Raw genomic sequence first — 24,082 nt, forward strand, 5'->3', positions numbered from 1 at the left:
GGTATTTTAATTGCGGGAACTCCTACTACTATAGTAGGAGTATTTATTTTGATACTTCTGAAAGATAACTGGCAATAACTTTATGAAACGGATAACCGTCTTTTTCTGCTGTTTGTTTGTGGCGAGGATCATGTGGGCACAATCGGTATTTCCTGTTGTTGAAAATGGAAAATGGGGAGCGATAGACCAATATGGAAATTTTTTATTTTCTCCCCAATATGACCATTTGATGCCTTATACTCCCAATAACCTAGCAGTTGCAGCTTTACAAGGGAAGTATGGAGTAGTTAATAGAAAAGGAGAACAAGTATTAGATTTTCAGTATGACCATATTGAAATCGTAACCCCTAATCGCTTTTTAGTTTGGAAGAAATATCGATGTGGAGTCGTTGATAAGTATGGGAAAGAGGTCTTACCTATTCGTTATGACGCAATTACTCCTTTAAAGAAAAGATCATACCTATATCAGCAGAACCAACGATTTGGAATAGCTGATCAGGGGGGTAAAGAGATTTTGGAGAGGACTTATCCTGTGATGTCTTCGGTAGATAGTCTTCCAGTGTTACTTTTTGGTACAGGTAAACAAGTTGGGGTATTGAATATTTCCGGAGAAATTTTATTACCTCCTGTTTATCCTCAAGTAGATGTGGCTGAGCAACATGCAATAGGGGTACGTCCAGAGGGAATAGATTTAGTAGAATGGGATAGTACAGGAAGTTTATTGACTGCCCAAGCTTTTCCCAACCGTGAGGAGGCGCGAAACTATTTGGAGAGTAAAAAACTGAAAATGTATCAGCAGACTTATTCTCCACATGAAGGACTGGAACAAGGAGTATGGCAATATATAGGAGATAGCTATTATCTCTTAGATAAACAGGGACGTAGCTTGTTGGGGTATCGTAAGTTCTATCATGTCGAAGAAGCTCCAGAAGTAGGATTGGCTTTAGCCTATTCCAATGATGGTGGAGAAGAGAGTGCTTTTGTAGTCGATTCTCAACAAGGTACTTTTCTATATCAGCATAACTTCAAAAAAATTGCATTAAAGGATTATTTCAGCGCAAACTGGGCAAGGGCTGCGAGCGGCGATTATTGGGATCACTTGATTTCCAGAAGAGGAGAGATCAAAAGTTCGGTAGAGATGGGAGATATTCGCTACCCTATTGATGAAGTGGTGAGCTGTAGAGAAGGGGTAGCTGTGATAAGAAGTCAAGATAAGTATGGTGCCGTATCTCTTAATGGAGAGGTCGTGTTACCTTTTGAGTACGATTACCTTGGCGATGTATGGCAAGGGATGCTCAATGCTAAAAAAGGGGGTATTGCAGGAGTTATAGACCTTAAAGGAAATACGATTCTTCCGTTTCAATATGAAGAAGTAGCAACGTTAAATCACCCTTTGTTTCGTGTTAAGTTAGGAGGGAAGTGGGGAGTATTGAATAAGGAACGTCAGGTTTTACTTCCATTCGTTTATGATGCAATCGCTCCTTTTGTGGATGGTATCGCAAATATTAAGAAGGAAGGACAATGGGGAAGAGTAAATCAAGAAGGAACCATTGTATTAGCTCCTACGATTAAGGCGGATTCTCTAAGGACTTTTGTAGATGGTTTAGCGATTACAGTAAATGTGAAGCGTTCAGGACAGCAGAAAGTGTTGGGATTGGTGAAGGAGTCCGGAGAGGTAGTCATACCTCCTTCTTATGATCATTTGGGAGATTTGTTGGCGATATGGGGAAAGTCCAAAGAAAGAACATTAGTGCGTAAAGGCGGAAGGTATGGAGTGATGAATAGTCAAGGAAAAGAACTGATTCCTTGTTTGTATGATACGATTGCTGAAATAGAGCAGGAGGTGGTTATTGTACAGCGTCAAGGAAAGTGGGGAGTGAGGAGTATTGACGACAAAGAACTACTTCCTGTAAAATATGATAGCATCCACTTTTTGGAAGGAACCAAAAAGCAACTACTGGAAGTGATGGTGAGGGATACGGCAGATTATAAAGTAACTCACAGTGGTTATTTTAAGCCATTATCTAATGAGAAAAAATTCACTCCTTATAGAGTGGATGAGAATATTGTAGTAGAAAAACCATTGGGTGATGGGTTTTATCAAGCCTATGAGGTAGGGAATACTCTTTACAAAGGGTTGGTAGATTATAATGGCATTGCCTTAACGGCATTTAAATATAAGTCTATAGCACCTTTTTCCGAAGGATTGAGTAGAGTCGAGGTATTCAAAAAGCGGAAGACTGTTGGCTTTATTGACATGTATGGGAAAGAGGTTATTACCCCTCGATTTGAAGATGCTAATTATTTTTCGGGCAGCCTGTCGGCAGTGATGCATAAAGGAGCGTGGGGATATGTGGACATTGAAGGAGAGTGGGTAATACCCGCTCAGTTTATGGAAGCAGGTAGGTTTATCGATGGAGTTGCCTTGGTTAACAAACGAATTATTATCAATACTGAGGGGGCAATCGTTGGGAGATATAAAGGTGATGGTAAAGTAGTAGGTCCATTCAGAAGTGAGCGCTGTGTAGTCAAGGAGGACAAGCAGGCTTACCATATTCTACCTTCAGGAAATGCGGCTTACCGAAGAAAGTTTCAAGATGTGACACGGTTTAATGGAGAGCGAGCTTTTGTGAAAATGTATACCTCAGAAGGCTCAGGTAAATGGAGAATGATCGATGTGAATGGAAATGTCATTAGTGACACTTCTTTTGAGCAAGTGAAGGAAAAAGGAAATAGCTTTCAAGTGAGGGTAGGTAAGCGATTGGGCGTATTGGATTTGGAAGGTAAGTGGATTATCATTCCAGAATGTACCTCTATCAGAGCTTACAGTGATGAAGTGATTAAGGTAGAGGTGGAGGAAAAAGTACGCTATATTTTAAAGGACGGCACCGTGATCTATTCTTATTAATATCTTTTAAATATTTATAAACAAAAAAGCCAGGTCCCTTATTGGGGCCTGGTTTTTATAATAGTGTAAATGCATAATTTTGACAGAATATATCAGAACGCTTAAAAGCGAACTTAGCTCCTGTAACGAGGTCAATTAAAGAAAAATATTGATCGAATAAAAATATATGAATCAATTCTCCTGACTCTTTCTTTCCAAGGTCTTGTAATTACTATATAAATAGTGTCCAAGCTTGTTGATATTGGAGTGTGCTTTATCATTAACCTTGATAGGAATTCCTGTTTTGGTAAAGATCTCCACTTCATGCATAGAGACATCCCCAATCTTTTTATCTTCCCTTTTCCAGTAAAGAATTTCACTTCTCATCTTTACAACTTCTTTCATCCCAAAACGCAATGGGTAGCGAATCGTAAGTGTTTGCTTTTTGGTGTCCAGTTTTAAAGTTTTGTAGGTAAACATAAGTCGAAGTAACATGCCTACCATTAAAAGTGAGATAGCAACCAGCAAGATAATCGCCCACCATTGAAAACCGCTAATACTCATATAGCGAAGAATACCAAAGACTACGGTACCCAGAATAATCAGGAAGATAATCAAAGCATAAAATGCCGCCGATTTCGGTTTACAAGTAATCATTTAAAAGGTAAAAGGTAAAAGGTAAAAGGTAAAAGGTAAAAGGTAAGGGCGACCCTTGTGGTCGCCCGACATCAAGTGTGGTAATAGCAAGTCTAAGTCCCTATTGTGGTCGCCCGACATCAAGTGTGGTAATAGCAAGTCTAAGTCCCTATTGTGGTCGCCCGACATCAAGTATGGTAATAGCAAGCCTAAGACACTATTATGGTCGCCCCTACCTCACAATATTAAATCTCTTGGGCAGGGCTACCAAATACAGTAGTGCCTTCTTCAACATCTTTCAGGACTAGGGAGCCAGGAGCAACTTGCGCACCCTCTCCAATTTGGATACCGGCAGCAATGATAGAGCCAGACCCGATCAAGGCACCTTCTCCTATCTTGACATTGGCATTAATGGTGGCATTGGCCCCTATTTGAACAAAGTCACCTAGTTCTACCCCATGTTCCAATACAGCACCTGTATTGATAATACAATGGTTAGGAACCTTACAGCCTGCGCTGATTACAGCTGTAGCATTAACCAAGTTACCATATCCCAAAAATGCATTGGAGGCAACAACCGCTGCTTTGTGTACCGCATTGACAGGCATCGCCTTACGTTTTTTCAAAAGGCGGTCAATGAGTTCTTTACGTTTGCTAGGATCTTCTAGGGCAATAAAGGCATCACATTTTTTTCCTACATATCGGATAAAACTGTCATCATCGGTACTACCAAGAATACCTACTTCATCAATTTCACTGCCATGCAGGTCTTTATCGTCATCCAAAAGGCAGTATACAAGTATATCCTGACTTTTAAAGATCTCAAGAGCGACTTTACCAAGTCCCGATGCTCCAAAGATCATTACTGGTTGAAGTTCCATATTTATACTATTAGGGATTAACATAAAATGCCGGGGAATAAACCCCGGCATGTATATTTTTAGTAAGCCTTTGCAAATAACACTCGTTGTGTGGATGGCTTGCCGGAATAGATACAAGTACCTTCCTCTTCCTCGTTTTCCAAAGGAATACAACGAATAGTGGCTTTGGTTTCTTCTTGTATCTTTTCTTCTGTTTCAGGAGTACCATCCCAATGTGCTGAAATAAATCCACCCTTGGTCTCTAGTACTTCCTTAAATTCTTCATATGATTCTACCTTAGTGATGTTGTCATCTCTGAACATCAAGGCTTTATGGAAGATATTTTCTTGAATTTGATCCAGTAAATCAGCAATTACAGATTCTACGTTATCAAGGCTATACGATTGCTTCTCTTTAGTATCTCTTCTAGCAATTTCAACCGTATTGTTCTCAAGATCTCTCGCTCCAATCGCTACACGTACCGGAACCCCTTTCATCTCCCAGTCAGCAAACTTGAAGCCTGGTCTCAATGTATCACGATCATCAAATTTCACAGAAATGCCTCTAGCTTCTAGTTCTGATTTGATTCCCGCTACTTTTTCAGAGATCTTAGCCAATTGCTCTTCTCCTTTATAGATAGGAACAATAACCACCTGAATAGGAGCCAACTTAGGAGGTAGTACTAGTCCTTCGTCATCAGAGTGCGCCATAATCAAAGCTCCCATCAAACGAGTACTAACACCCCATGAGGTACCCCAAACGTGTTGTAGCTGGTTGTTTTTGTCAGAGAAAGTTACGTCAAATGCTTTTGCAAAGTTTTGTCCCAAGAAGTGAGAAGTACCTGCTTGCAATGCCTTACCGTCTTGCATAAGTGCTTCGATACAGTAAGTTTCCTCTGCTCCGGCAAAACGCTCACTTTCTGTCTTTACACCTCTGACTACTGGCATACTCATAAATTCTTCAGCGAACTTAGCATATACGTGTAGCATGGTTTCTGTTTCCTTGATGGCTTCACCTTTGGTTGCGTGTGCCGTGTGGCCTTCTTGCCATAGAAACTCCGCAGTACGTAAGAATAAACGTGTACGCATCTCCCAACGAACAACGTTAGCCCATTGGTTTAGCAATAGAGGAAGGTCTCTGTGTGATTGAATCCAGTTTTTGTAGGTACTCCAGATAACCGTTTCAGAAGTAGGACGAACAATCAGTTCCTCTTCCAGCTTAGCATCTGGGTCTACCACTACCCCTGAGCCATCTTCTGCATTCTTAAGACGGTAGTGGGTTACAACAGCACACTCTTTTGCAAACCCCTCTACGTGGTCTGCTTCGCGGCTTAGATATGATTTTGGAATAAACAGCGGAAAGTATGCATTGGAATGCCCCGTGTCCTTAAACATTTTGTCTAAGGTCTGTTGCATTTTTTCCCAGATTGCAAATCCGTATGGTTTGATTACCATACAGCCTCTCACTGGCGAATTTTCTGCCAAATCAGCTTTCTTCACCAGCTCATTGTACCAGGCTGAGTAGTCCTCACTCCTTTTTGGTAGCCCTTTTGCCATGGAATTCTTTATTTTTTTAAGTAAAACGAATAATCTTTTAAGTGGATCCTCACCTTAGATGGTGTTAGAAGGACGCAAGTTAATAAATCCCTTTTTTGTCAGCTACAAAAAGTCAAGTAAAACCAAAACTAATTGTAATAGCTTGTTAATGTTTTTTAAAGGAATAACTGTTAAATCCAAACAAAATTAACAATTTATCCGTTTTTTATAATAAATTTACTGACGAACGGTCAGTTTATCGAGTCTTTATAATAGAAGATGACAATAGACCGCTACATGTAGTTGTAGCTGTTTTCAAATAAGGAGTCCGTTCAACAACCTCAAGACGTTACCGAATTATGCGAAAACTTCTGATACCAATCATATTATTCTTAGGAGCGAGTACTGCTGTCTCTGCACAGGAGTATGATGATATGTATTTTTTCAAATCGGATCGAAAGGCTGTGGCTAAAAACTTCAAGCCTGCTCCTCAACCTGAAGCATTAAATAATCCATCTTATGAAGCTCCTGCGGGGAATAAGTATGCTAACCCAGAGTATACGCCAGGGACAGCCGAGGGGGATTATGTATATTATGAGGATCAGACGACTACCACAGTAGCTCCGGAAAATGGAACATCTACGCAAAGTGCCAACGCGATGAATGGCACGTCAAGATGGTTGCCAAGCGTTTCCATGAACATGGGGTTTGGCGGTGGTGCCTTTGGACCGTCTTCTTATTATGGATTAGGCCTGAACTGGATGCCATTCTCTTTAGGGAATGTAGGTATAGGTTTTGGTATGAACTTCATGTACGGAAATGGGTTTTATCCAGGAGGTGGATTTTATGATCCATTTTTCAGCCCTTATGCATTTGGTAACCCATTCTTTGGAGGCTGGGGATACCCTTATGGAGTGGCATATCCGATTTATGGGCTGCCAGGTTCAGTTCCTCCGGCAATTGCAGAAGGAAGAACGAGAACATATTCGAGACCGGGGACCAATTTTGCAACAACAAGACCTAGTCCGGCAGAATCTTCAGCGACAATTCGTGTTCCGAACAGAATTAATCAACGTTCCGCAAATCAACGCGTGAATGTGTTGGGTACAGGAGGATCTGATAGCTATCGTAGAGCAACCAACAGTGGATGGAATACATCAGGTAATAACTACGGGACACCTTCCAGAAGCAGTTACAGAACAAGTTCTCCGAGTAGGTCGGTTTCTTCTCCAAGTCCATCTCGTTCTACAATTAGAACAAGTAGAAGAAGATAAAAGAACATAAAGGGTGAAGCAATCTATTATAGGTGAGATTAATTTGAATAGACTAAAAAATTATATAAAGCAAAAACCTTCGGAAACGCTGTTTTTCGAAGGTTTTTGTTTGTCTTTACAGATAAATAGTATATTTCAATAACCGATTTATGGATCGTTAATAGCTTACTCTATACGCTTATAATAAACCAAAAAATCATAGATAATGAGGAATACACATACCAGCCTAATCACCATCTTATTGTTTTCATTAACCCACTTACTTCAAGCTCAAAATGTCCCAACGGGATACTTTATAGATGGAGTTCGTTTTTCATCCAATAATTTAGCCGGTTCTGCCCGTATGCAGGCTATTGGAGGAAGTGGCGTCTCATTGGGAGGAGATATTTCCCATGCATTGATAAACCCTGCAGGGTTGGGGTTTAACCGTAGGTCAGAGGCACACTTAGGAGCAGGTATATCCTTTAATAAGACAGATGCTTCAGGAATGGGCATTGCTGGAGAGGATCAGCGAGCACCTTTCAATATTCCCTTTGGAGGAGCGGTGTTTAGTATGGCAAAAGGAGGAAGCCAGACATGGAAAGGAGGTTCTTTTGCGATTACTTACTCCAGAATGCAGGACTACAATGAGAATATAGCCTATACGGGTGATGCAACTAATCAGTCATCTCTGATTGATTTCTTTTTTGAGCAGGCACAGGGATTGTCTTTAGGATTCATGAATGAAGATAGTCCTTCACAGTTTGGGGTGACAACAATGGGTTCTCTTGGCTTTCACAGTGACTTGTTGTTTCCTTATAATCCCAATGATCTGAATAATCCGTTTTATTATTTAGTGGTGGGTTCCTCTCCATTGGGTAGAGAAGGGTATGTGAAAACAGAAGGAAATAAGAATCAGATAAGCTTTGCTTATGGGGGTAACTTAGGAGATACCTTTTACTTTGGTGGTACATTAGGGATAGAGTCGATCCGTTATACAAAAGATCGATCCTTGTTTGAGTTCCGAGATGGGAGGGACTTGGTAGGAATAGAACTTTTTGAACAGTTTGAGACTGATGCGACTGGTATCAATGGTAAAATTGGTTTTATCTACAAACCTATAGAAGCATTTAGAATAGGCTTTACAGCAACGACACCTACCTATTATAATGTGAGGGATTATTTCAGGGCTGAACTGTATACGGATTACAATAATGTATTCTTCAATGAACAAGAGACGCTTGATTTCTTATTTCCGAATAGGGATGTAGATGGTAATATACTGGATGAGAATGGCAACTTTATTATTGATGATTTTACCGGTGAACCGATACGAGTGAACCCTACACCTGATCAGGAAGGAGTGATTATTGATGGAGCAGAGACAGTCAATCATGAGCTACTAGATACTGAGTATAATTTACGTACGCCTTATCGTTTAGCGGGAGGAGTGTCAGGGTTTATCGGCAAAAATGGCTTTTTATCTTTTGATGTAGAGTATGTTGCCTACGATCAGATTCACCTTTCTAATGGTAGTTTAGTAGGACCGGGCTTTTTTGAGGATGTAGATTTTTCCGGAGACAATCAGGTACTGGAAGAAGAGTATAGAGGAGTATGGAATATAAATGCTGGAGGAGAATGGAGAGTAAATGATTGGAGGGTACGCCTAGGATATGCTTATTATCCAGATCCATTGAAAGAAGCTTTAAGAGTATTTGATGAAGGAAGACAGTTTATTACAGGAGGAATCGGGTACCGCAAAAAGTCTTATTACATTGACTTTACCGTAGTACACGAAACGTATACGGAGTTATTCCAACCATACGTATTAGACTTGGACTTTCAAGAGGTGCCAGAAGAGTTTAAATCACCACTTATAGAAATTGATCAAAGAAAGTTTCGTACCATGCTCAATGCAGGATTTTTCTTTTAGGGATTAGTTCCCAATTTTTACTACCCTTTACATGATACAGACACGTAAAAAGAAAATCATTAACGATCCCGTTTATGGTTTTGTCAATATTCCGTCAGAGCTGATTTACGATTTGATTCAGCACCCTTGGTTTCAGCGTTTGAGAAGAATCAGTCAGCTGGGATTAAGCAGTATGGTATATCCCGGTGCCAATCATAACCGTTTTAGCCATGCATTGGGAGCGATGCACCTGATGTCGACAGCAATGGAAGCATTGAGAACCAAAGGGCATAAAATCCCTAAAGAAGATAGGGAAGCGGCCATGATGGCAATTCTTTTACATGATATTGGACATGGTCCTTTTTCTCATGCATTGGAGCATAGTATTCTACATGGGGTACACCATGAAGATCTTTCTTTGCTGATGATGGAAAAGCTCAATGAGCAATTTGATGGGGTGTTGAAAAAGGCGATCAAAATATTCACCAATACATATAAAGTCCCTTTTTTTCATCAGTTGGTGTCAAGTCAATTAGATATGGATCGTTTGGATTATCTCCAACGGGACTGCTTTTTTACGGGGGTAATAGAGGGAAGTATTGGTACAGACCGTATTATCCGTATGTTGGATATTGTGGATAACCAAATAGTCGTAGAAGAGAAAGGAATCTACAGTATCGAAAACTTTTTGACGGCAAGAAGATTAATGTATTGGCAAGTATACTTGCACAAAACAGCAGTGGCCGCTGAGGAAGTTTTAGTACAGTTGATTCGAAGGGCTAGGGATTTACAAGATCAAGGAGTGTCTTTGATGGCTACTCCGGCATTATCATTGTTTTTGCGAGAACAAGTGAGGCTTAAGGACTTTGTCAATGATGACCAATATCTTGATAATTATACAGCATTGGATGATAGTGATATCTTTGCTTCTGTAAAGTGGTGGAGAAATCATGAAGACAGGGTGATTAGTACCCTGAGTAATATGCTGTTGAATAGGGATGTCTATAAAATCAAGTTTTCAGATACTCCATTTACACAACAGGAGATAGATCAGGTAAAGACCTTGTTGGTGGAAAAGGGATATCAGGAAGAGGAACTACCGTATTTTTGTGTAACGGGTGTGGTGAGTAATGCGGCTTATGTGCCTTACTCGGAGAGTATCAATATCAAGCGAAAGGATGGATCGGTAGTGGATATCGCTCAAGCTTCAGATTTGCCCAATGTGGAAGCATTGAGCAAAATTGTAAAAAAATACTATTTATGCTATCCTAAAATTATATCTTTGTAGGATTTGGTAAGCATGAATTTAACCATATAATATTTTAATATTTGAGGGAATAAGATTGTAAAATGGAAATAAGCATAGATCAAATAGCAGCTATTTTAGGAGGAAAGGTAGAAGGGAATGGTACAGTAATGATTAATGATGTCGCCAAAATACAAGAGGGACGTACAGGAACTATTTCTTTTTTGGCCAACATGAAGTATGAAGAGTTTTTGTATACTACAGCTGCTTCAGCCGTTATTGTAAGTGAGGGGTTTGTCCCTAAAAAAGAGGTCAGTGCAGCGCTGATTTATGTAAAAGATGCTTATTCCGCATTTACTCAATTATTGAAGGAGTATGAAAAAATGATTACTCCTAAAAAATCAGGGATAGAAAGCCCTGTTTTTATTGACGACTCAGCTCAGATCGGAGAAGGAGAGTATATAGGGGCATTTGCCTATATCGGAAAAGGAGTAAAGATCGGGAAAAATGTGAAGATTTATCCACACGTTTATATAGGCGATAATGTGGAGATTGGAGATGATGTGACCCTATTTGCAGGAGCAAAGGTCAATCATGGTTGTAAAATAGGGAACCACTGTACTTTGCAAGCAGGCGCTGTGATTGGTTCAGAAGGGTTTGGTTTTGCTCCTCAGGAAGACGGTACCTATTCTACTATTCCACAATTGGGACGTGTAGTCTTAGAAGACCATGTAGATATTGGAGCTAATACGACGATTGATCGTGCTACTATTGGTGATACGTTGATTCGAGAAGGAGTCAAACTAGATAACCTTATACAGATAGGACACAATGTTGTAATTGGCAAGCATACGGTAATGGCAGCTCAAGTAGGGGTTGCGGGTTCTTCTGAAGTAGGAGAGCATTGTATGTTGGGAGGACAAGTAGGTTTGGCTGGACACCTTAAAGTGGCAGATAAAGTAATGTTGGCAGCACAAACAGGGGTGCCAAATGACATAGAGCAGGAAGGCGCTAAAATGATGGGCTACCCAGCGATTTCCTCCACTTCTTTCATCAGATCTCATATGGTCTTTACGAAACTTCCTGAGTTACTTCAACGAATCAGGAAGTTGGAAAAGAAACTCAAAGAATTGTAAACCAAGTATAAATAAGACCAAATTCATTTTGGTCAAGACTGTTTTTAATGAGGTCCAATGAAGGACCAGAGAGTTATGATGTATACAAAGCAACATACGATTAAAGAGCCTGTAAGTTTATCCGGTGTGGGAATTCATACAGGAGAACAGGCAACGATGACTTTTTTGCCAGCACCTCCGGACCATGGCTATAAGTTCCAGCGTATAGATATGGAGGGACAACCGATTATCGATGCTGACGTTGACCTTGTGGTAGACTTGTCTAGAGGGACAACGATTGGACAAGGTGATGTAAAGGTATATACTGTTGAACATACCTTGGCGGCATTAGTGGGACTGCAGATTGATAATGTGTTGATCCAATTGGATGGACCTGAGCCACCTATTATGGATGGAAGCTCTATCAAATATGTAGAGGCATTGATGGAAGTAGGATTGGAAGAGCAAGCGGCTCAACGTAAGTTCTTCGAGATTCCTGAAGGAATTTTCTATGAAGAAAAAGATCGTAAAGTAGAAATAGCAGCCCTTCCTTTGAATGACTACAGGGTGACGGTCATGGTGGACTACAACTCTCAAGTATTGGGAAGCCAACATGCGATGATGGCTGATATTGAGCAGTTCGTGACAGAAATTGCCCCTTGTCGTACATTCTGCTTCTTGCACGAAGTACAGGCATTGAGACAGGCCAACCTTATTAAAGGAGGAAACTTCAATAATGCGATTGTTGTCGTAGATAAGCTAATTTCTGATGAGGAGTTAGCCGATCTTGCAGATGTATTTAACCTACCTAAGGTAGAAGTAAAGGAAGAAGGCATTCTTAATAATGTTGACTTACGCTTCCCAAATGAGCCGGCAAGACATAAGTTACTGGATGTGATTGGAGATCTAGCGTTGGTAGGTCGTCCAATTAAAGGACAGATTTTGGCTGCACGTCCAGGACATGCTGCTAATGTTGGTTTTGCGAAGAAGTTGAAGAAAATTATGCTCAAGCTGGATAAAAATAATGTCCCTGAGTATGATCCTAATCAAACTCCTTTATACGATTCTACTGATTTAGATGAGTTGTTGGCACATCGTTATCCATTTAAGTTAGTGGATAAGATCACAGAACTGTCCGAGAAGCACGTTGTAGGAATTAAAAATGTGACGGTTAACGAACAGTTTTTTACAGGACACTTTCCTGGGAATCCTGTGATGCCTGGCGTACTACAAATTGAGGCCATGGCACAAACAGGAGGAGTGTTGGTAATGAACACTTTGGAAGATCCCCATAATTACTGGAGTTACTTCATTGGGTTGGATGACTGTCGTTTCCGAAAAATGGTAGTACCTGGAGATACTATGATTATGAAGTGTGAGTTATTGGCTCCTATTCGTCGTGGTATTGCTAAAATGAAAGGTCAAACCTTCATTGGAGACAAATTAGTCTGTGAAGCAGTAATGACTGCTAGTATTGTACGTAAAGAAGAAACAGAATAATTAGCATATATTAAAGTTTGCTCTTTTCTAAGGGCAAACTTTTTGTCGTAAATTGCTGCATTGTATTTTTTCAGTAAATTACATGTATTGATCTAATAATTTCAAATCATGGTGCACTCATTAACGAATATTCATCCTGAAGCCAAGTTAGGAGAAGGAGTACAGGTAGACGCCTTCACAACGATTCAGAAAAATGTAGAAATAGGTGAAGGAACATGGATCGGCTCTAATGTTACCATTATGGAAGGTGCACGTATAGGTAAGCACTGTAAGATTTTTCCTGGTGCGGTTATTTCAGCGATTCCTCAAGATTTGAAATATCACGGAGAAGAAACCACGGTAGAAATTGGAGACTATACCACTATACGTGAGTGTGTGACAATCAATAGAGGGACAGAAGATAAATGGACTACCAAGATAGGTAAACATTGTCTTTTGATGGCTTATGTACATATTGCCCATGATTGCGAGATTGGTGATTACTGTATCTTTTCAAATGCTGTGCAGATGGCAGGACACGTAGAAGTGGGAGATAATGTGGTTATCGGCGGAACATCTGCCGTTCATCAATTTGTTCGAATAGGGAATCATGCCTTCATTGCGGGAGGTGCTCTGGTAAGTAAAGATATTCCTCCATTTGTCAAAGCGGCAAGAGAACCATTGCGTTATGGTGGAATTAATGCTGTAGGGCTGAAGAGAAGAGGATTTGATACGGAAGGAATTAGCGAGATTCACGAGATTTATAGAAGCCTTTATAATAAAGGAGTCAATATGTCTGTAGCCGTAAAAATGGTAGAGGAAGAGGAGCAATTATCTTCTTTATATAAAGAAGAAATCCTATCCTTTATTAAAGCTTCCAAGAGAGGAGTTATAAAAGGATATTAATTTCTTGATGGCTTAACTCTTAAGCTTACCACGTAGGATAAAAAGTAATAATAAAGATCCTTTACTAGTGAAAAATAAAACCTATACAGCTATTACCTATACTGTGTAGGTTTTTTTTGTATCAGCATATAGGTCTAAAAAAAATAGAAGATTATGGAAATCTTGGTAGAAGGTCTGGGAAAGAAGTTTGGCCGAGAATGGATATTTAGGGGAGTAGATCTTTCATTCTCCCAAGGTAAGAAATATGCGATTACAGGAGGTAATGGTAGTGGAAAGACCACTTTGGTGAAAACATTGGCAGGGGTGATCCCTTTCACTGAAGGGAAATTAACGTATCGTTATCAAAGTAAAAGTATTCCTTTAGAAGAAATATATAAGCTCTTAACTATTACAGGGCCTTATACAGAACTGATTGAGGAATTTACCTTGACTGAGCTCTTGTCTTTCTATCGTAATTTTAAACCGTTAGTGCAGGATAATCATGAAATTATTAATATATTGGGTTTCAAAAAATCGGCTAATAAGTTAGTGAGGGACTTTTCGTCGGGAATGAAACAAAAATTAAAGTTGGCCTTAGCCTTATATAATCAGGACAAGGTCTTAATTTTAGATGAACCGACATCCAACCTTGATCATCAGAATATCGATTGGTATTTATCCCACCTAAACCAGCCAATGAATGAGAAACTTATCATTATTTGCTCCAACCAACCTTATGAGTATGACTTTTGCGATGAGGTAATTACGTTGGAGAAGTATAAGTGAATATAGCACAACTGCTTTCTTATTTTTTTATCAATTTTCTAAAATCAATTTCTTATGTTGAGCAAAATTTCTAAAACTTTATTGCTTTTTGTCGTATTGGTAGCTGCAGTAGCCGGTGGATGTAAAGATGATGACAAAGGACCAGAGGTAACATACACGATGTCTACTTCAAATGCAGGTGATTTAGATGCAGATATGTCAGTAAAAGTGACTTACGATGATGATACTTATACAACGGGTACTGTTGTTGTAACTGGTCACAGCCAAGATATTGCACCAATGCCAACTGGTTTCGGAGGTTCTGAAGTAAACCCTGTGAATAACATTTTTGCAGGAGCAGAATTTGAAACGGTAAATACAAGCGCTACAGCAATCTCTTTGACTTGGACAGATGGAGATGCCAACGCAAAAGTTTCTCAGACGACAACTTATACGTATACATTTACTGCAGCTCAGTAATTTTTTACTTTGTATAGTATACATAATAAGAGGCTTTCACGATATCGTGAAAGCCTTTTTTATGCACTTAAAACTTCTTTGAGTATTTCTAAGGATTTAGGGTAGTCGAAGGACTGAAAATGATATTGGTAGAATCTAATAATATGGTCTAACACTTCACTTCTTTGTTGTTGGTTGAGTGGGATATATTCATCAAAAGGAGTTTGAAGTAGTTGATTGATGGTTTTATCTAACTCAGGATGATCATGAATGCGTTGCTCCGTATAAAGAGATTTAGCTTCGTTGATCGTTAAACCGAGGTAATCAGGCAAGTTTAATAAGAACTGCAGATGAAAGTTGGCAAAGTGCTTCTGTAGCTTATCAAAAATAATAAGACTTTGTTGTAGGTATAGAAATAGAGTTGGATTTTCTTGTTCTTCTTTAAGAACTTTACTTAGAACTTCTGTAAGGAAAAGTAATATACTTCCTTTAATAATGTTGGTTCGACAATCCAGCATAGGGTAAAGGATATTTCCTCCCTTGATTTGCTGTAACTCTTTAAGAGGACGCTCAGTAACCTGTAGGTCTAATAGGTTTAAAGGTTGAAAAAGGGCAGCCTTTTGTGTTTTACGGTTTCTGCTACTACGGACTCCATGTACTAGGTAGGAGCGCAAACCAAGTTTCTCGGTATAGATACGACTGATTACTGAGGATTCTTTATACTTCATTGTACTGAGTACAATCCCTTTAGTATTGATATATTCCATACGGACAATATATATTGAACTCCTATAAAAAGTAAAACCGGTATTTTCTTAGTACCGGGCATCGCCCAGTATAAATGTAAATATACGTATATTTGAGTACCTCAATCCTACTAATTTGGAGTAAAAGTATAAAAAATTGGATATTTTTCTGCTAAAAATTTGTGGGCTAAAAATAAAACCTCTATTATTGCACTCGCTTTAGGGGACAACCCGAGCGAAAAACTAAAATGAGAATGTATTTACGGGTGTAGCTCAGTTGGTAGAGCACTGGTCTCCAAAACCAGTTGTCGGGAGTTCGAGCCTCTCCACCCGTGCAAAATTAACCTCGTACTTTGCGGGGTTTTTTTAATGCATAGACAGTGCGTGTAGAATAGCCTGATAAGGCATCGGACAGGAATCATCTTTTCTGAGAATTAATAAATTGATTCACAGAAAAATCAATGATAAATGTTTGAATAATACTGCAGATGCTTTACATTTGCAACTCTAAATTCTACAGAGTTTATTCTGAAAAGAGATCCTCTTTTGAATAAGAACTACGGGTGTAGCTCAGTTGGTAGAGCACTGGTCTCCAAAACCAGTTGTCGGGAGTTCGAGCCTCTCCACCCGTGCATCTTTTTTTAAGAATAATCTGGTTTTTTTAACCTGGTGCAAAAAAAGAAATACAGTGATGTGACTTTTTTGTACTCAAAAACTGTTAAAGCATATGAAAATTATTGAGTTCTTGAAAGAATCTTACGCTGAGATGACAGAGCATGTAACATGGGCTTCTCTTGGTGAGTTGAGAAAGAGTTCTGTTATGGTGCTGGTTTCTTCAGCAATTATCGCCTTGATTATTCAAGGGGTAGATTATGTTTTCCAAACAGGGATTCAACAGATTTATAACTTCTTCTAGGAAGAAGTAATTTTGCGGCCTTAAAACCATAAAGTTTACATGAGCGGATTAAACTGGTACGTAGTTAGAGCGGTCAGTGGGCAGGAGAAGAAGGTAAAAGAATACCTTATTAAAGATGTGGAGAACCAAGGTATGGAGTCCTTCATCAGCGAAGTATTTGTTCCTACAGAGCGTGTTTTTCAAACAAGAAAGCAGCGTGATGGAAAAACAAAGAAAGTAGAGGTGGAGCGTATCTCTCATCCAGGCTATGTATATGTTTGTGCAGACTTGTCACATGGTGAGGTGCCTCATATGATAAAAAGTGTTCCCGGTGTCATAGGTTTTCTGAACGTGGACTCAAAAGACCCTTCAGAGCTTCCAAAACCTATGCGAGAATCAGAGATCAATCGTCTTCTGAATACCACACAGGAGGATGAAGATGTGAAACATGACGTGGAATTTGCGGTGGGCGAAACAGTTCAGGTAATGGACGGTGCGTTCAGCGGCTTCACTGGAACAATTGAAGCAGTTGACGAAGCTCGCCAGAAAATTAGCGTAATGGTGAAGATCTTTGGTCGTAATGCACCAATGGAATTGGATTATAAACAAGTTGAAAAAGTAGATTAACAATGGCGAAGGAAATAGCAGGTTACCTAAAGCTGCAGATTAAAGGTGGGGCGGCTAACCCGTCACCTCCAGTAGGTCCGGCGCTGGGTTCTAAGGGTCTAAACATCATGGACTTCTGTAAGCAGTTTAATGCTAGAACTCAGGACAAAGCGGGAAAACTGTTGCCGGTATTGATTACAATCTATGCGGATAAGTCATTTGACTTCGTAATCAAAACTCCTCCGGCGGCAAATATGCTCTTGGAAGCGGCGAAAATCAAAGGTGGTTCTTCTGCGCCTAACCGTAATAAGGTGGCGTCAGTAACTTGGGACCAAGTGAAAGAAATCGCTGAAACCAAAATGCCTGACCTGAACTGCTTTACTGTTGAGTCTGCCATGAGAATGGTAGCTGGTACAGCAAGATCTATGGGTATTACCGTTAGTGGTACTGCTCCATGGGACGCTGAGTAATTAATTTAATTCACTAGTAGTAAGGTAATTTAAAATGGCATTAACAAAGAAATATAAAGAGGCGTTGTCAAAATACGACAATGCTAAAGAATACTCTCTTGAAGAAGCTGCCGCACTTGTGAAGGAGCTTTCTTACGAGAAGTTTGATGCTTCTGTTGATGTAGACATCAGATTGGGTGTAGACCCTCGTAAGGCTGACCAAATGGTTAGGGGTGTAGTAACCCTTCCTCATGGTGTTGGTAAAGAAGTAAGAGTATTGGCGCTAGTAACTCCAGATAAAGAGGAGGAAGCAAAAGCTGCTGGTGCTGACTATGTAGGTATGGATGAGTTTATCAAGAAAATCGAAGGTGGTTGGACTGATATCGACGTAATCATCACTATGCCAACAGCTATGGCGAAAATCGGTCGTTTGGGTAGAGTTTTGGGTCCTCGTGGCTTGATGCCTAACCCTAAGGCAGGTACAGTAACTATGGAAGTAGGTAAAGCGGTGACTGAAGTGAAAGCTGGTAAAATCGACTTCAAAGTTGATAAAACTGGTATCATTCACACTTCTACTGGTAAAGTATCATTCGAGGCAAACGCATTGAAAGAGAATATCGAAGAATTGATCTCTACGATTGCTAAATTGAAGCCTTCAGCAGCAAAAGGAACTTATTTCAAGAGCGTTACTGTCTCTTCGACAATGGGTCCTGGTATCAAAATTGACAAAAGTTCTCTTAAAAGTATCTAATCATGACTAAAGAACAAAAGTTTCAACTAGTCGAGGAACTTGGTCAAAAGCTAGCGGCTACTGATTACTTCTATATCATCGATGCTTCTACAATGACAGTAGCAGAGATCAATGGATTCAGAAAAGCTTGTTTTGGCAAAGGTCTCGAGTATAAAGTAGTAAAAAACAAACTTATCGAGAAGGCCCTAGATACTTTGGAAGCTGACTATTCAGAGTTCGCTTCTGCTGGAGTATTGAAAGGCATGTCAGGTATCATCTTCTCTCCTGAGTCTGCTTCAGAGCCTGCAAAGGTTTTGAAAGATTTCAGAAAAGATATGCCTAAAGACAGAAAGATTCCTGTATTGAAAGGAGCTTCTGTTGACGGTGCAATCTTCGCTGGTGACGACAAATTGGAATCACTTTCTGCAATCAAGTCGAAAAACGAACTTATCGCAGACGTTGTGGCTCTATTGCAATCACCTGCAAAGAACGTGGTTTCTGCACTACAATCAAGTGGTCAGACTATCACAGGCATCTTGAAAACTCTAGAAGAAAGAGGAGAGTAAGGATGTTTTGGTCGCTTCAACAGAGCGCTTAATCTGTTGATCATGGGAAGAATGTTACGCGCATAACTGAATTTACTTCAGTATATCATGCTTCCACATATATAATTGAAGTATTTAAAAATTTTCTAAAAGTTTTATTCAAAATGGCAGATTTGAAACAATTCGCTGAGCAGCTTGTAAACCTAACTGTAAAAGACGTACAAGAACTTGCTGAAATCCTTAAAGAAGAGTATGGTATTGAGCCTGCAGCTGCTGCTGCTCCTGTAATGGTAGCTGGTGGTGCTGCTGGAGAGGCTGCTGAGGAGAAGACTGAGTTCGACGTAATCCTTAAGTCAGTTGGTTCTGCAAAACTTAAAGTAGTTAAGGCGTTGAAAGAAAACGCTGGTCTTGGTTTGAAAGAAGCGAAGGAAATGGCTGATGCTGCTCCTACTGCTATCAAAGAAGGCGTTTCTAAAGAAGAGGCTGAAGCTTTGAAAGCTGCTCTAGAAGGAGAAGGTGCTGAAATCGAATTGAAATAATTCTGATTGAAGATAGATCAAAAAAGGCAAGCCTCGTGCTTGCCTTTTTTTTTGCATTAAAATCAAGGATTCCTTATATAGGTACATTAATTGCTAGATAGCAAGTCACAGATTATTGTAATTTTTTTTAGATATGGAATTTAACTTGGAATACTTAACGACAGGACAACTGATCGTTATGGCTGTAGCAGTCATCTTGACTATTGGGGTGATCGTGAGAGTAGCAAAGATGATGATGAAATTGATCTTTCTAGTACTTATACTAGGAGTGAGCTATTTGATGTTTGATCATTTTGCACCAACCGAGATGGAAAAAGTGAAGATGAAAATCGAAAGTACACTCGGTGACAAAGGTGAAAACCTGAAGGAGGATCTTAAAGAAAAATTGAGAGACCGCTTGAAGTAATATTAAGGTGTGATCTACTCAAAAGATAGTTGTTCATAATGTTTAATTGAGCTTCGCTCGTTCATGATGTTTAGTTGTTTTAAATTATAATACAATACCCCTCAACTAAACATTATGAACGCACGGAGTGCAATTAAACATTATGAACAATAGCTATTTCTTATAAAGCTTAAAGGCTTCTATCGCTGCATATTGCGCCATCCCTAGTTCATCATATCGCTTGGCAGTCCCCTGATTACGATCCTCTGCTCGTTTCCAGAATTCCCGCTCATCTTCTCCTTGATAAAGAATATTGTCTTTCTGAGATCGATGAAAGAAGATCCCTCTTCTTTTTCGCATCACTTGTTCCGGAGACATAGGAACAGCCATGTCAATCTCATCAATATTCCATTCTTGCCATGTTCCTCTGTATAACCATACCCAACAGTCCTTCATAAAGTCTTCAGCAGCTAGGTCCTGTAATACTTTTTGTATAGCATCCAGACAGAGTCGCTGTGTACCGTGTGGATCGGATAGATCACCGGCTGCAAAGATTTGATGTGGCTTTAATTGGGAGATAAGGGATTTTACCAATGCATAATCCTCTTTTCCTAAAGGCTTTTTTCGCACTTTTCCGGTCTCATAAAAAGGCATATTGAGGAAGTGTATACGCTCTTCAGGGAGACCGTAATAATGCATAGCAGCAATGGCTTCTTCCTTACGAACAAGCGCCTTGATCTTTCGGATTGCCATCGAGTCAAAATCTCCTTCCTCTTTTGTGCCAAGATACTCCAAGACTTCCTTGAAGGGAGCTTCTAATGTATCAGAAGGTAACTTGAAGTGATGAAGTAACTCTTTGGCAAAGCGAGTATATCGTCTTGTAACGGCATCAGACACCCCTAAACTACCAGAAGTTTGATAAGCTATGTGTACCTCATGTCCTTGTTCTATGAGCCTTTCAATAGTCCCTCCCATAGAGATGACATCATTACCGGCATGAGGAGAAAAGATCAATACTCTTTTTTGAGCAGGCAAGGTTCTTTCAGGTCTTTGAGAGTCATCCGCATTTGGTTTTCCACCAGGCCATCCAGTAATGGTATGTTGAAGCATATTGAAAACCTTAATGTTGAGGTCATAAGCAGAACCAATGGTACTGATAAGCTCATCCAAACCATGCTCATTATAATCATGCTCTGTGAGCATGAGCACGGGCTTTTGAATTTTCAAAGCTAGCCATACTACTGCCTTTTTAATAAGATTATCTTCCCATACACAAGACCTGACTAACCAGGGAGTCGTGTAGCGTGTCAGTTGCTGAGAGCCTGATGTATCTAGAAAAGCACTACAATCCTCATGTTGTTGTAAAAAAGAGGCGGGAACTTTATCAGTAACAGGTCCTTCGATCATGGCTTTTACGATATGGGCTTTGGTGTAGCCCCATGCCATTAAACAAACCTGTTTAGCTTTCAGGATAGTCCCGACACCCATGGTGATTGCTCTACGGGGTACATTTTCTATTCCATTAAAAGAGGAAGAAGCGTCACTTCTGGTAACATTATCTAAAGTAACAAGACGTGTTTTGGAATGTGCTGTGGAGCCTGGCTCATTAAAGCCGATATGTCCACTTCGACCAATTCCTAATAGTTGAATATCAATGCCTCCTACTTCCTGTATCTTTTCTTCATATTGCTTACAATACTCATATAGTTCTTCCTGGGGGATATCTCCTTTAGGAATATGTGTATTGTGTGGAAGAATATCAATATGATCGAAGAGGTTTTCCTTCATAAAACGAACGTAGCTATGAATCGAATCAGGACTCATTGGATAGTATTCATCCAAATTAAAGGTGATGACATTGCGAAAGCTTAGTCCTTCTTCCTGATGAAGCTTGATCAGTTCGTCATATACTTTTAAGGGAGAGGATCCCGTAGCTAGTCCCAGTACCGTTTTTTTTCCTTGGTTTTCTCTCTCTCGAATTAGGGAGGCGATTCTTTCTGCAATATGCTTAGAGGCCTCAGCAGCATCAGAAAACGTGTGTGTCGTTACTTTTTCAAATTCTCTATCTGGTATCTGTGGTGTCATGATATTGTCATTCAAGTCGTATTCCTTAGTGTAAAAGGGAGGGGTGAGATACGGAGACATAAACAAAATGTGAGTGTCTCCTCTTCGCTTCACTTATAAAGGAATAAAGTGAGTGCTTTATGGTACTTAATACTAAAAAGAAGGCATGAATATCAACTATAATAAGGAGTTGATGCTCATGCCTTTGAATATTTCTTATTAAAGTGCAGAGGCTGCAGTTTTATCAAGGTATACCTGTGTGTTTGCATGGTATTGTAGGAAAGTAGCAGGAACCTGCTCTGAAATCTCTCCTTGTATCATCTCTTTGACAATAGCTGCTTTACTTTCTCCCCAGGCAAGCATAATTACTTCTTTGGCTTTCATGATCGTACCTACTCCCATAGTGATGGCACTACTTGGAACATGCTCAATTCCACCAAAGCCAGGTGCAGCATCAATACGTGTAATTTCGTGTAGAATAACTTGACGCGTAAGAGAATCCAATGATGAAGGCGGCTCGTTAAATCCGATGTGACCAGTTCTTCCTATACCTAAAAGTTGTATGTCTATTCCTCCTACTGCAGCTATTTTTTGTTCATACTCCTGACAAAAACTATCTACTTGTTCTTGACTTAGTGTGCCGTCAGGGATATGGATATTTTCAGGTTTGATATCAATATGCTTAAAAAGATTTTCTTGCATAAAGTAGACATAGCTATGTGCAGAGTTTGCATCCATGGGTAGGTATTCGTCCAAGTTGAATGTGATTACATTCTGAAAGCTTAGCCCTTCCTCTTTGTGAAGACGGATAAGTTCTGCATATACTCCTAGTGGTGATGATCCCGTAGCAAGTCCTAGAATAGTATTCTCTCCTTTAGAGTCTCTATCTTGGATAAGTTCTGCAATACGTGCTGCTGCTTTTTTGGATGCAACTTCCTTGGAGTCAAATGTATTTACGCTCAGTTGATATGTTTCTAATACTGACATAGCCCTGCTTTTTGATCGTTCATATTTATGTGTTGATCTCCAGTTTGGCAGCCGGTATATGTTTAGAAAACTTATTCGTACAGCCACCTAGAGATGTGGCTCAAATATTGGCATATAATTATTCATTTTGTTTCACTGAAATTAGTGAATTGTAGAAATACCTATTAAGGGCTATCTCTTTAGGGGATGAAGGATGAAGGATGAAGGAGAAAGAATAAGGTTGTAGCTTTCCTTTCTCCTTTAATATATTACTTAATAATACCCTTTCTGAAGGCGACATTCACCAGCTCGGCAGTATTTTTGGCTTTAAGCTTGAAGAGCAGATTTTTACGATGAGTTTCTACGGTGTTCTTACTAATGAATAATTTATCAGCAATTTCTTGGGTAGTATTTCCCTCAGCAATGTGCTCCAGAATTTCTTGCTCCCTTCTTGAGAGCTTTTCAATAGCTTCCTGCTCTTTTGGCTTTCGCATAAAACTGCTTACCAGCGTTTCAGAAACTTCTTTACTGAGGTAGTTTTCACCCTCAATAACGGTTCGAATAGCAAATATTAATTCTTTCTTGCCAGTGTTTTTAAGAATATATCCTTGAGCGCCGACTTTCAGCATATTGGAGATAAAGTCTTTGTCATTATGCATGGACAGTCCCAAAATCTTCATGTCTGGAAACTTTTTAAGGATATGTTCTGTCGCTTCTATACCGTCCATTTCAGGCATACTGATATCCATGATGATAAGATCAGCATTAGTATCTTCTAGTAAGTCCAGTACAGCTTTTCCATTATGAGCTTCTCCCACTACCTGTATTTGTGGTTCATCGATAAGGAGAGATTTGATGCCATCAATAAACATTTGATGGTCATCAGCGATTATTATTCTTGTCATATGTCTTGGTGATTAATGGCTTTCAGAGAGTATACAGAAATGAGTGACTTGATGAAAAAGGCAGCCTCCAAACATACTCTCAGAAGAAGGGTTTCTCTGATTTATATATTCTGCATGACGATGAAAAAGTGTAAGATGATAAGATCTTTTTTGTCATTACAGAGTGTATCCCTTATTTGATTTTTGAAACAATATTGGTACTAATATAAGATTTTTTTGA

Annotated in this window: 23 protein-coding genes and 2 tRNA genes; 18 read left to right on the forward strand and 7 right to left on the reverse strand. The window is 39.6% G+C overall.

Annotated features, from left to right (window positions below; all coding sequences use genetic code 11):
• The first annotated feature begins 82 nt into the window (after positions 1–82).
• Complete coding sequence (locus tag ABD985_RS19160; protein ID WP_345374613.1) at positions 83–2,908, forward strand: WG repeat-containing protein; 2,826 nt, start codon at positions 83–85, stop codon at positions 2,906–2,908.
• Between the two features lie 171 nt (positions 2,909–3,079).
• Here the strand turns inward: ABD985_RS19160 and ABD985_RS19165 are convergent, their stop codons facing one another.
• The 3 genes from ABD985_RS19165 to proS all read right to left on the reverse strand — a co-directional run bounded on the left by ABD985_RS19165 (position 3,080) and on the right by proS (position 5,939).
• Entirely contained in the window at positions 3,080–3,544 is a 465-nt protein-coding gene (locus ABD985_RS19165) for a hypothetical protein (RefSeq protein WP_345374614.1), read from the reverse strand.
• Positions 3,545–3,768: 224 nt separating this feature from the next.
• Positions 3,769–4,404, reverse strand: coding sequence for an acetyltransferase (locus ABD985_RS19170; protein ID WP_345374616.1), 636 nt, complete (start codon positions 4,402–4,404; stop codon positions 3,769–3,771).
• Between the two features lie 59 nt (positions 4,405–4,463).
• A complete protein-coding gene (gene proS / locus ABD985_RS19175) occupies positions 4,464–5,939 on the reverse strand; it encodes a proline--tRNA ligase (protein WP_345374617.1) in 1,476 nt (491 codons plus the stop codon).
• Between the two features lie 338 nt (positions 5,940–6,277).
• Here proS and ABD985_RS19180 point away from each other — a divergent pair, with 338 nt between their 5' ends.
• The 8 genes from ABD985_RS19180 (at position 6,278) to ABD985_RS19215 (ending at position 15,053) form a co-directional block, all read left to right on the forward strand.
• The gene (locus ABD985_RS19180; protein WP_345374619.1) at positions 6,278–7,192 is read left to right on the forward strand and encodes a DUF1190 domain-containing protein; all 915 of its coding nucleotides are present in this window, start codon (positions 6,278–6,280) and stop codon (positions 7,190–7,192) included.
• Between the two features lie 205 nt (positions 7,193–7,397).
• Entirely contained in the window at positions 7,398–9,104 is a 1,707-nt protein-coding gene (locus tag ABD985_RS19185; protein WP_345374620.1) for an OmpP1/FadL family transporter, read from the forward strand.
• 31 nt (positions 9,105–9,135) lie between these two features.
• Complete coding sequence (locus ABD985_RS19190) at positions 9,136–10,371, forward strand: HD domain-containing protein (protein ID WP_345374622.1); 1,236 nt, start codon at positions 9,136–9,138, stop codon at positions 10,369–10,371.
• A gap of 62 nt (positions 10,372–10,433) precedes the next feature.
• Positions 10,434–11,465, forward strand: coding sequence for a UDP-3-O-(3-hydroxymyristoyl)glucosamine N-acyltransferase (lpxD, locus tag ABD985_RS19195; protein ID WP_345374624.1), 1,032 nt, complete (start codon positions 10,434–10,436; stop codon positions 11,463–11,465).
• A gap of 78 nt (positions 11,466–11,543) precedes the next feature.
• Positions 11,544–12,944 (forward strand): bifunctional UDP-3-O-[3-hydroxymyristoyl] N-acetylglucosamine deacetylase/3-hydroxyacyl-ACP dehydratase, encoded by a 1,401-nt coding sequence (locus tag ABD985_RS19200; RefSeq protein WP_345374774.1) that lies wholly within the window; start codon positions 11,544–11,546, stop codon positions 12,942–12,944.
• 108 nt (positions 12,945–13,052) lie between these two features.
• Positions 13,053–13,829, forward strand: a complete 777-nt coding sequence (gene lpxA, locus ABD985_RS19205) for an acyl-ACP--UDP-N-acetylglucosamine O-acyltransferase (RefSeq protein ID WP_345374625.1) — start codon at positions 13,053–13,055, stop codon at positions 13,827–13,829.
• A 153-nt stretch (positions 13,830–13,982) separates the two neighbouring features.
• A complete protein-coding gene (locus ABD985_RS19210) occupies positions 13,983–14,594 on the forward strand; it encodes an ABC transporter ATP-binding protein (RefSeq protein ID WP_345374627.1) in 612 nt (203 codons plus the stop codon).
• Positions 14,595–14,648: 54 nt separating this feature from the next.
• Positions 14,649–15,053: a hypothetical protein gene (locus tag ABD985_RS19215; RefSeq protein WP_345374628.1), complete on the forward strand. Its 405-nt coding sequence runs from the start codon at positions 14,649–14,651 to the stop codon at positions 15,051–15,053.
• 59 nt (positions 15,054–15,112) lie between these two features.
• Here ABD985_RS19215 and recO read toward each other — a convergent pair whose 3' ends face one another.
• Positions 15,113–15,799 (reverse strand): DNA repair protein RecO, encoded by a 687-nt coding sequence (gene recO / locus ABD985_RS19220; protein WP_345374630.1) that lies wholly within the window; start codon positions 15,797–15,799, stop codon positions 15,113–15,115.
• A 241-nt stretch (positions 15,800–16,040) separates the two neighbouring features.
• On the opposite strand from recO, the gene ABD985_RS19225 reads away from it, so the two are divergent.
• The 9 genes from ABD985_RS19225 (at position 16,041) to ABD985_RS19265 (ending at position 19,948) form a co-directional block, all read left to right on the forward strand.
• Positions 16,041–16,113 (forward strand) — tRNA-Trp (locus ABD985_RS19225).
• A 224-nt stretch (positions 16,114–16,337) separates the two neighbouring features.
• Positions 16,338–16,410: transfer RNA gene (locus tag ABD985_RS19230), tRNA-Trp, on the forward strand.
• Positions 16,411–16,505: 95 nt separating this feature from the next.
• The gene (secE, locus tag ABD985_RS19235; protein WP_345374631.1) at positions 16,506–16,694 is read left to right on the forward strand and encodes a preprotein translocase subunit SecE; all 189 of its coding nucleotides are present in this window, start codon (positions 16,506–16,508) and stop codon (positions 16,692–16,694) included.
• 39 nt (positions 16,695–16,733) lie between these two features.
• On the forward strand, positions 16,734–17,300 hold the full coding sequence (nusG, locus tag ABD985_RS19240; RefSeq protein ID WP_345374632.1) for a transcription termination/antitermination protein NusG: 567 nt from the start codon (positions 16,734–16,736) through the stop codon (positions 17,298–17,300).
• A gap of 2 nt (positions 17,301–17,302) precedes the next feature.
• A complete protein-coding gene (gene rplK / locus ABD985_RS19245) occupies positions 17,303–17,749 on the forward strand; it encodes a 50S ribosomal protein L11 (RefSeq protein WP_345374634.1) in 447 nt (148 codons plus the stop codon).
• Positions 17,750–17,783: 34 nt separating this feature from the next.
• Positions 17,784–18,479 (forward strand): 50S ribosomal protein L1, encoded by a 696-nt coding sequence (gene rplA, locus ABD985_RS19250; protein ID WP_345374636.1) that lies wholly within the window; start codon positions 17,784–17,786, stop codon positions 18,477–18,479.
• A 2-nt stretch (positions 18,480–18,481) separates the two neighbouring features.
• The gene (rplJ, locus tag ABD985_RS19255) at positions 18,482–19,024 is read left to right on the forward strand and encodes a 50S ribosomal protein L10 (RefSeq protein ID WP_345374638.1); all 543 of its coding nucleotides are present in this window, start codon (positions 18,482–18,484) and stop codon (positions 19,022–19,024) included.
• A gap of 143 nt (positions 19,025–19,167) precedes the next feature.
• Complete coding sequence (gene rplL / locus ABD985_RS19260) at positions 19,168–19,542, forward strand: 50S ribosomal protein L7/L12 (protein WP_345374640.1); 375 nt, start codon at positions 19,168–19,170, stop codon at positions 19,540–19,542.
• A gap of 133 nt (positions 19,543–19,675) precedes the next feature.
• Positions 19,676–19,948, forward strand: a complete 273-nt coding sequence (locus tag ABD985_RS19265; RefSeq protein ID WP_345374642.1) for a hypothetical protein — start codon at positions 19,676–19,678, stop codon at positions 19,946–19,948.
• Between the two features lie 153 nt (positions 19,949–20,101).
• Here the strand turns inward: ABD985_RS19265 and nagB (ABD985_RS19270) are convergent, their stop codons facing one another.
• From nagB (ABD985_RS19270) to ABD985_RS19280, 3 genes are all read right to left on the reverse strand, one after another.
• The gene (nagB, locus tag ABD985_RS19270) at positions 20,102–22,072 is read right to left on the reverse strand and encodes a glucosamine-6-phosphate deaminase (protein WP_345374644.1); all 1,971 of its coding nucleotides are present in this window, start codon (positions 22,070–22,072) and stop codon (positions 20,102–20,104) included.
• 138 nt (positions 22,073–22,210) lie between these two features.
• Positions 22,211–22,978, reverse strand: a complete 768-nt coding sequence (gene nagB, locus ABD985_RS19275) for a glucosamine-6-phosphate deaminase (RefSeq protein ID WP_345374646.1) — start codon at positions 22,976–22,978, stop codon at positions 22,211–22,213.
• Between the two features lie 248 nt (positions 22,979–23,226).
• The gene (locus tag ABD985_RS19280) at positions 23,227–23,862 is read right to left on the reverse strand and encodes a response regulator (RefSeq protein WP_345374648.1); all 636 of its coding nucleotides are present in this window, start codon (positions 23,860–23,862) and stop codon (positions 23,227–23,229) included.
• Positions 23,863–24,082 lie beyond the last annotated feature (220 nt).

This window comes from Algivirga pacifica (genome assembly GCF_039543525.1).
Classification (GTDB): domain Bacteria; phylum Bacteroidota; class Bacteroidia; order Cytophagales; family Flammeovirgaceae; genus Algivirga; species Algivirga pacifica.

Excerpts from the sequence above, each read along its gene's own strand:
- ABD985_RS19160 (WP_345374613.1), top strand. The coding sequence starts at position 83 with ATGAAACGGATAACCGTCTTTTTCTGCTGTTTGTTTGTGGCGAGGATC.
- ABD985_RS19165 (WP_345374614.1), bottom strand. The coding sequence starts at position 3,544 with ATGATTACTTGTAAACCGAAATCGGCGGCATTTTATGCTTTGATTATC.
- ABD985_RS19170 (WP_345374616.1), bottom strand. The coding sequence starts at position 4,404 with ATGGAACTTCAACCAGTAATGATCTTTGGAGCATCGGGACTTGGTAAA.
- proS (WP_345374617.1), bottom strand. The coding sequence starts at position 5,939 with ATGGCAAAAGGGCTACCAAAAAGGAGTGAGGACTACTCAGCCTGGTAC.
- ABD985_RS19180 (WP_345374619.1), top strand. The coding sequence starts at position 6,278 with ATGCGAAAACTTCTGATACCAATCATATTATTCTTAGGAGCGAGTACT.
- ABD985_RS19185 (WP_345374620.1), top strand. The coding sequence starts at position 7,398 with ATGAGGAATACACATACCAGCCTAATCACCATCTTATTGTTTTCATTA.
- ABD985_RS19190 (WP_345374622.1), top strand. The coding sequence starts at position 9,136 with ATGATACAGACACGTAAAAAGAAAATCATTAACGATCCCGTTTATGGT.
- lpxD (WP_345374624.1), top strand. The coding sequence starts at position 10,434 with ATGGAAATAAGCATAGATCAAATAGCAGCTATTTTAGGAGGAAAGGTA.
- ABD985_RS19200 (WP_345374774.1), top strand. The coding sequence starts at position 11,544 with ATGTATACAAAGCAACATACGATTAAAGAGCCTGTAAGTTTATCCGGT.
- lpxA (WP_345374625.1), top strand. The coding sequence starts at position 13,053 with ATGGTGCACTCATTAACGAATATTCATCCTGAAGCCAAGTTAGGAGAA.
- ABD985_RS19210 (WP_345374627.1), top strand. The coding sequence starts at position 13,983 with ATGGAAATCTTGGTAGAAGGTCTGGGAAAGAAGTTTGGCCGAGAATGG.
- ABD985_RS19215 (WP_345374628.1), top strand. The coding sequence starts at position 14,649 with ATGTTGAGCAAAATTTCTAAAACTTTATTGCTTTTTGTCGTATTGGTA.
- recO (WP_345374630.1), bottom strand. The coding sequence starts at position 15,799 with ATGGAATATATCAATACTAAAGGGATTGTACTCAGTACAATGAAGTAT.
- secE (WP_345374631.1), top strand. The coding sequence starts at position 16,506 with ATGAAAATTATTGAGTTCTTGAAAGAATCTTACGCTGAGATGACAGAG.
- nusG (WP_345374632.1), top strand. The coding sequence starts at position 16,734 with ATGAGCGGATTAAACTGGTACGTAGTTAGAGCGGTCAGTGGGCAGGAG.
- rplK (WP_345374634.1), top strand. The coding sequence starts at position 17,303 with ATGGCGAAGGAAATAGCAGGTTACCTAAAGCTGCAGATTAAAGGTGGG.
- rplA (WP_345374636.1), top strand. The coding sequence starts at position 17,784 with ATGGCATTAACAAAGAAATATAAAGAGGCGTTGTCAAAATACGACAAT.
- rplJ (WP_345374638.1), top strand. The coding sequence starts at position 18,482 with ATGACTAAAGAACAAAAGTTTCAACTAGTCGAGGAACTTGGTCAAAAG.
- rplL (WP_345374640.1), top strand. The coding sequence starts at position 19,168 with ATGGCAGATTTGAAACAATTCGCTGAGCAGCTTGTAAACCTAACTGTA.
- ABD985_RS19265 (WP_345374642.1), top strand. The coding sequence starts at position 19,676 with ATGGAATTTAACTTGGAATACTTAACGACAGGACAACTGATCGTTATG.
- nagB (WP_345374644.1), bottom strand. The coding sequence starts at position 22,072 with ATGTCTCCGTATCTCACCCCTCCCTTTTACACTAAGGAATACGACTTG.
- nagB (WP_345374646.1), bottom strand. The coding sequence starts at position 22,978 with ATGTCAGTATTAGAAACATATCAACTGAGCGTAAATACATTTGACTCC.
- ABD985_RS19280 (WP_345374648.1), bottom strand. The coding sequence starts at position 23,862 with ATGACAAGAATAATAATCGCTGATGACCATCAAATGTTTATTGATGGC.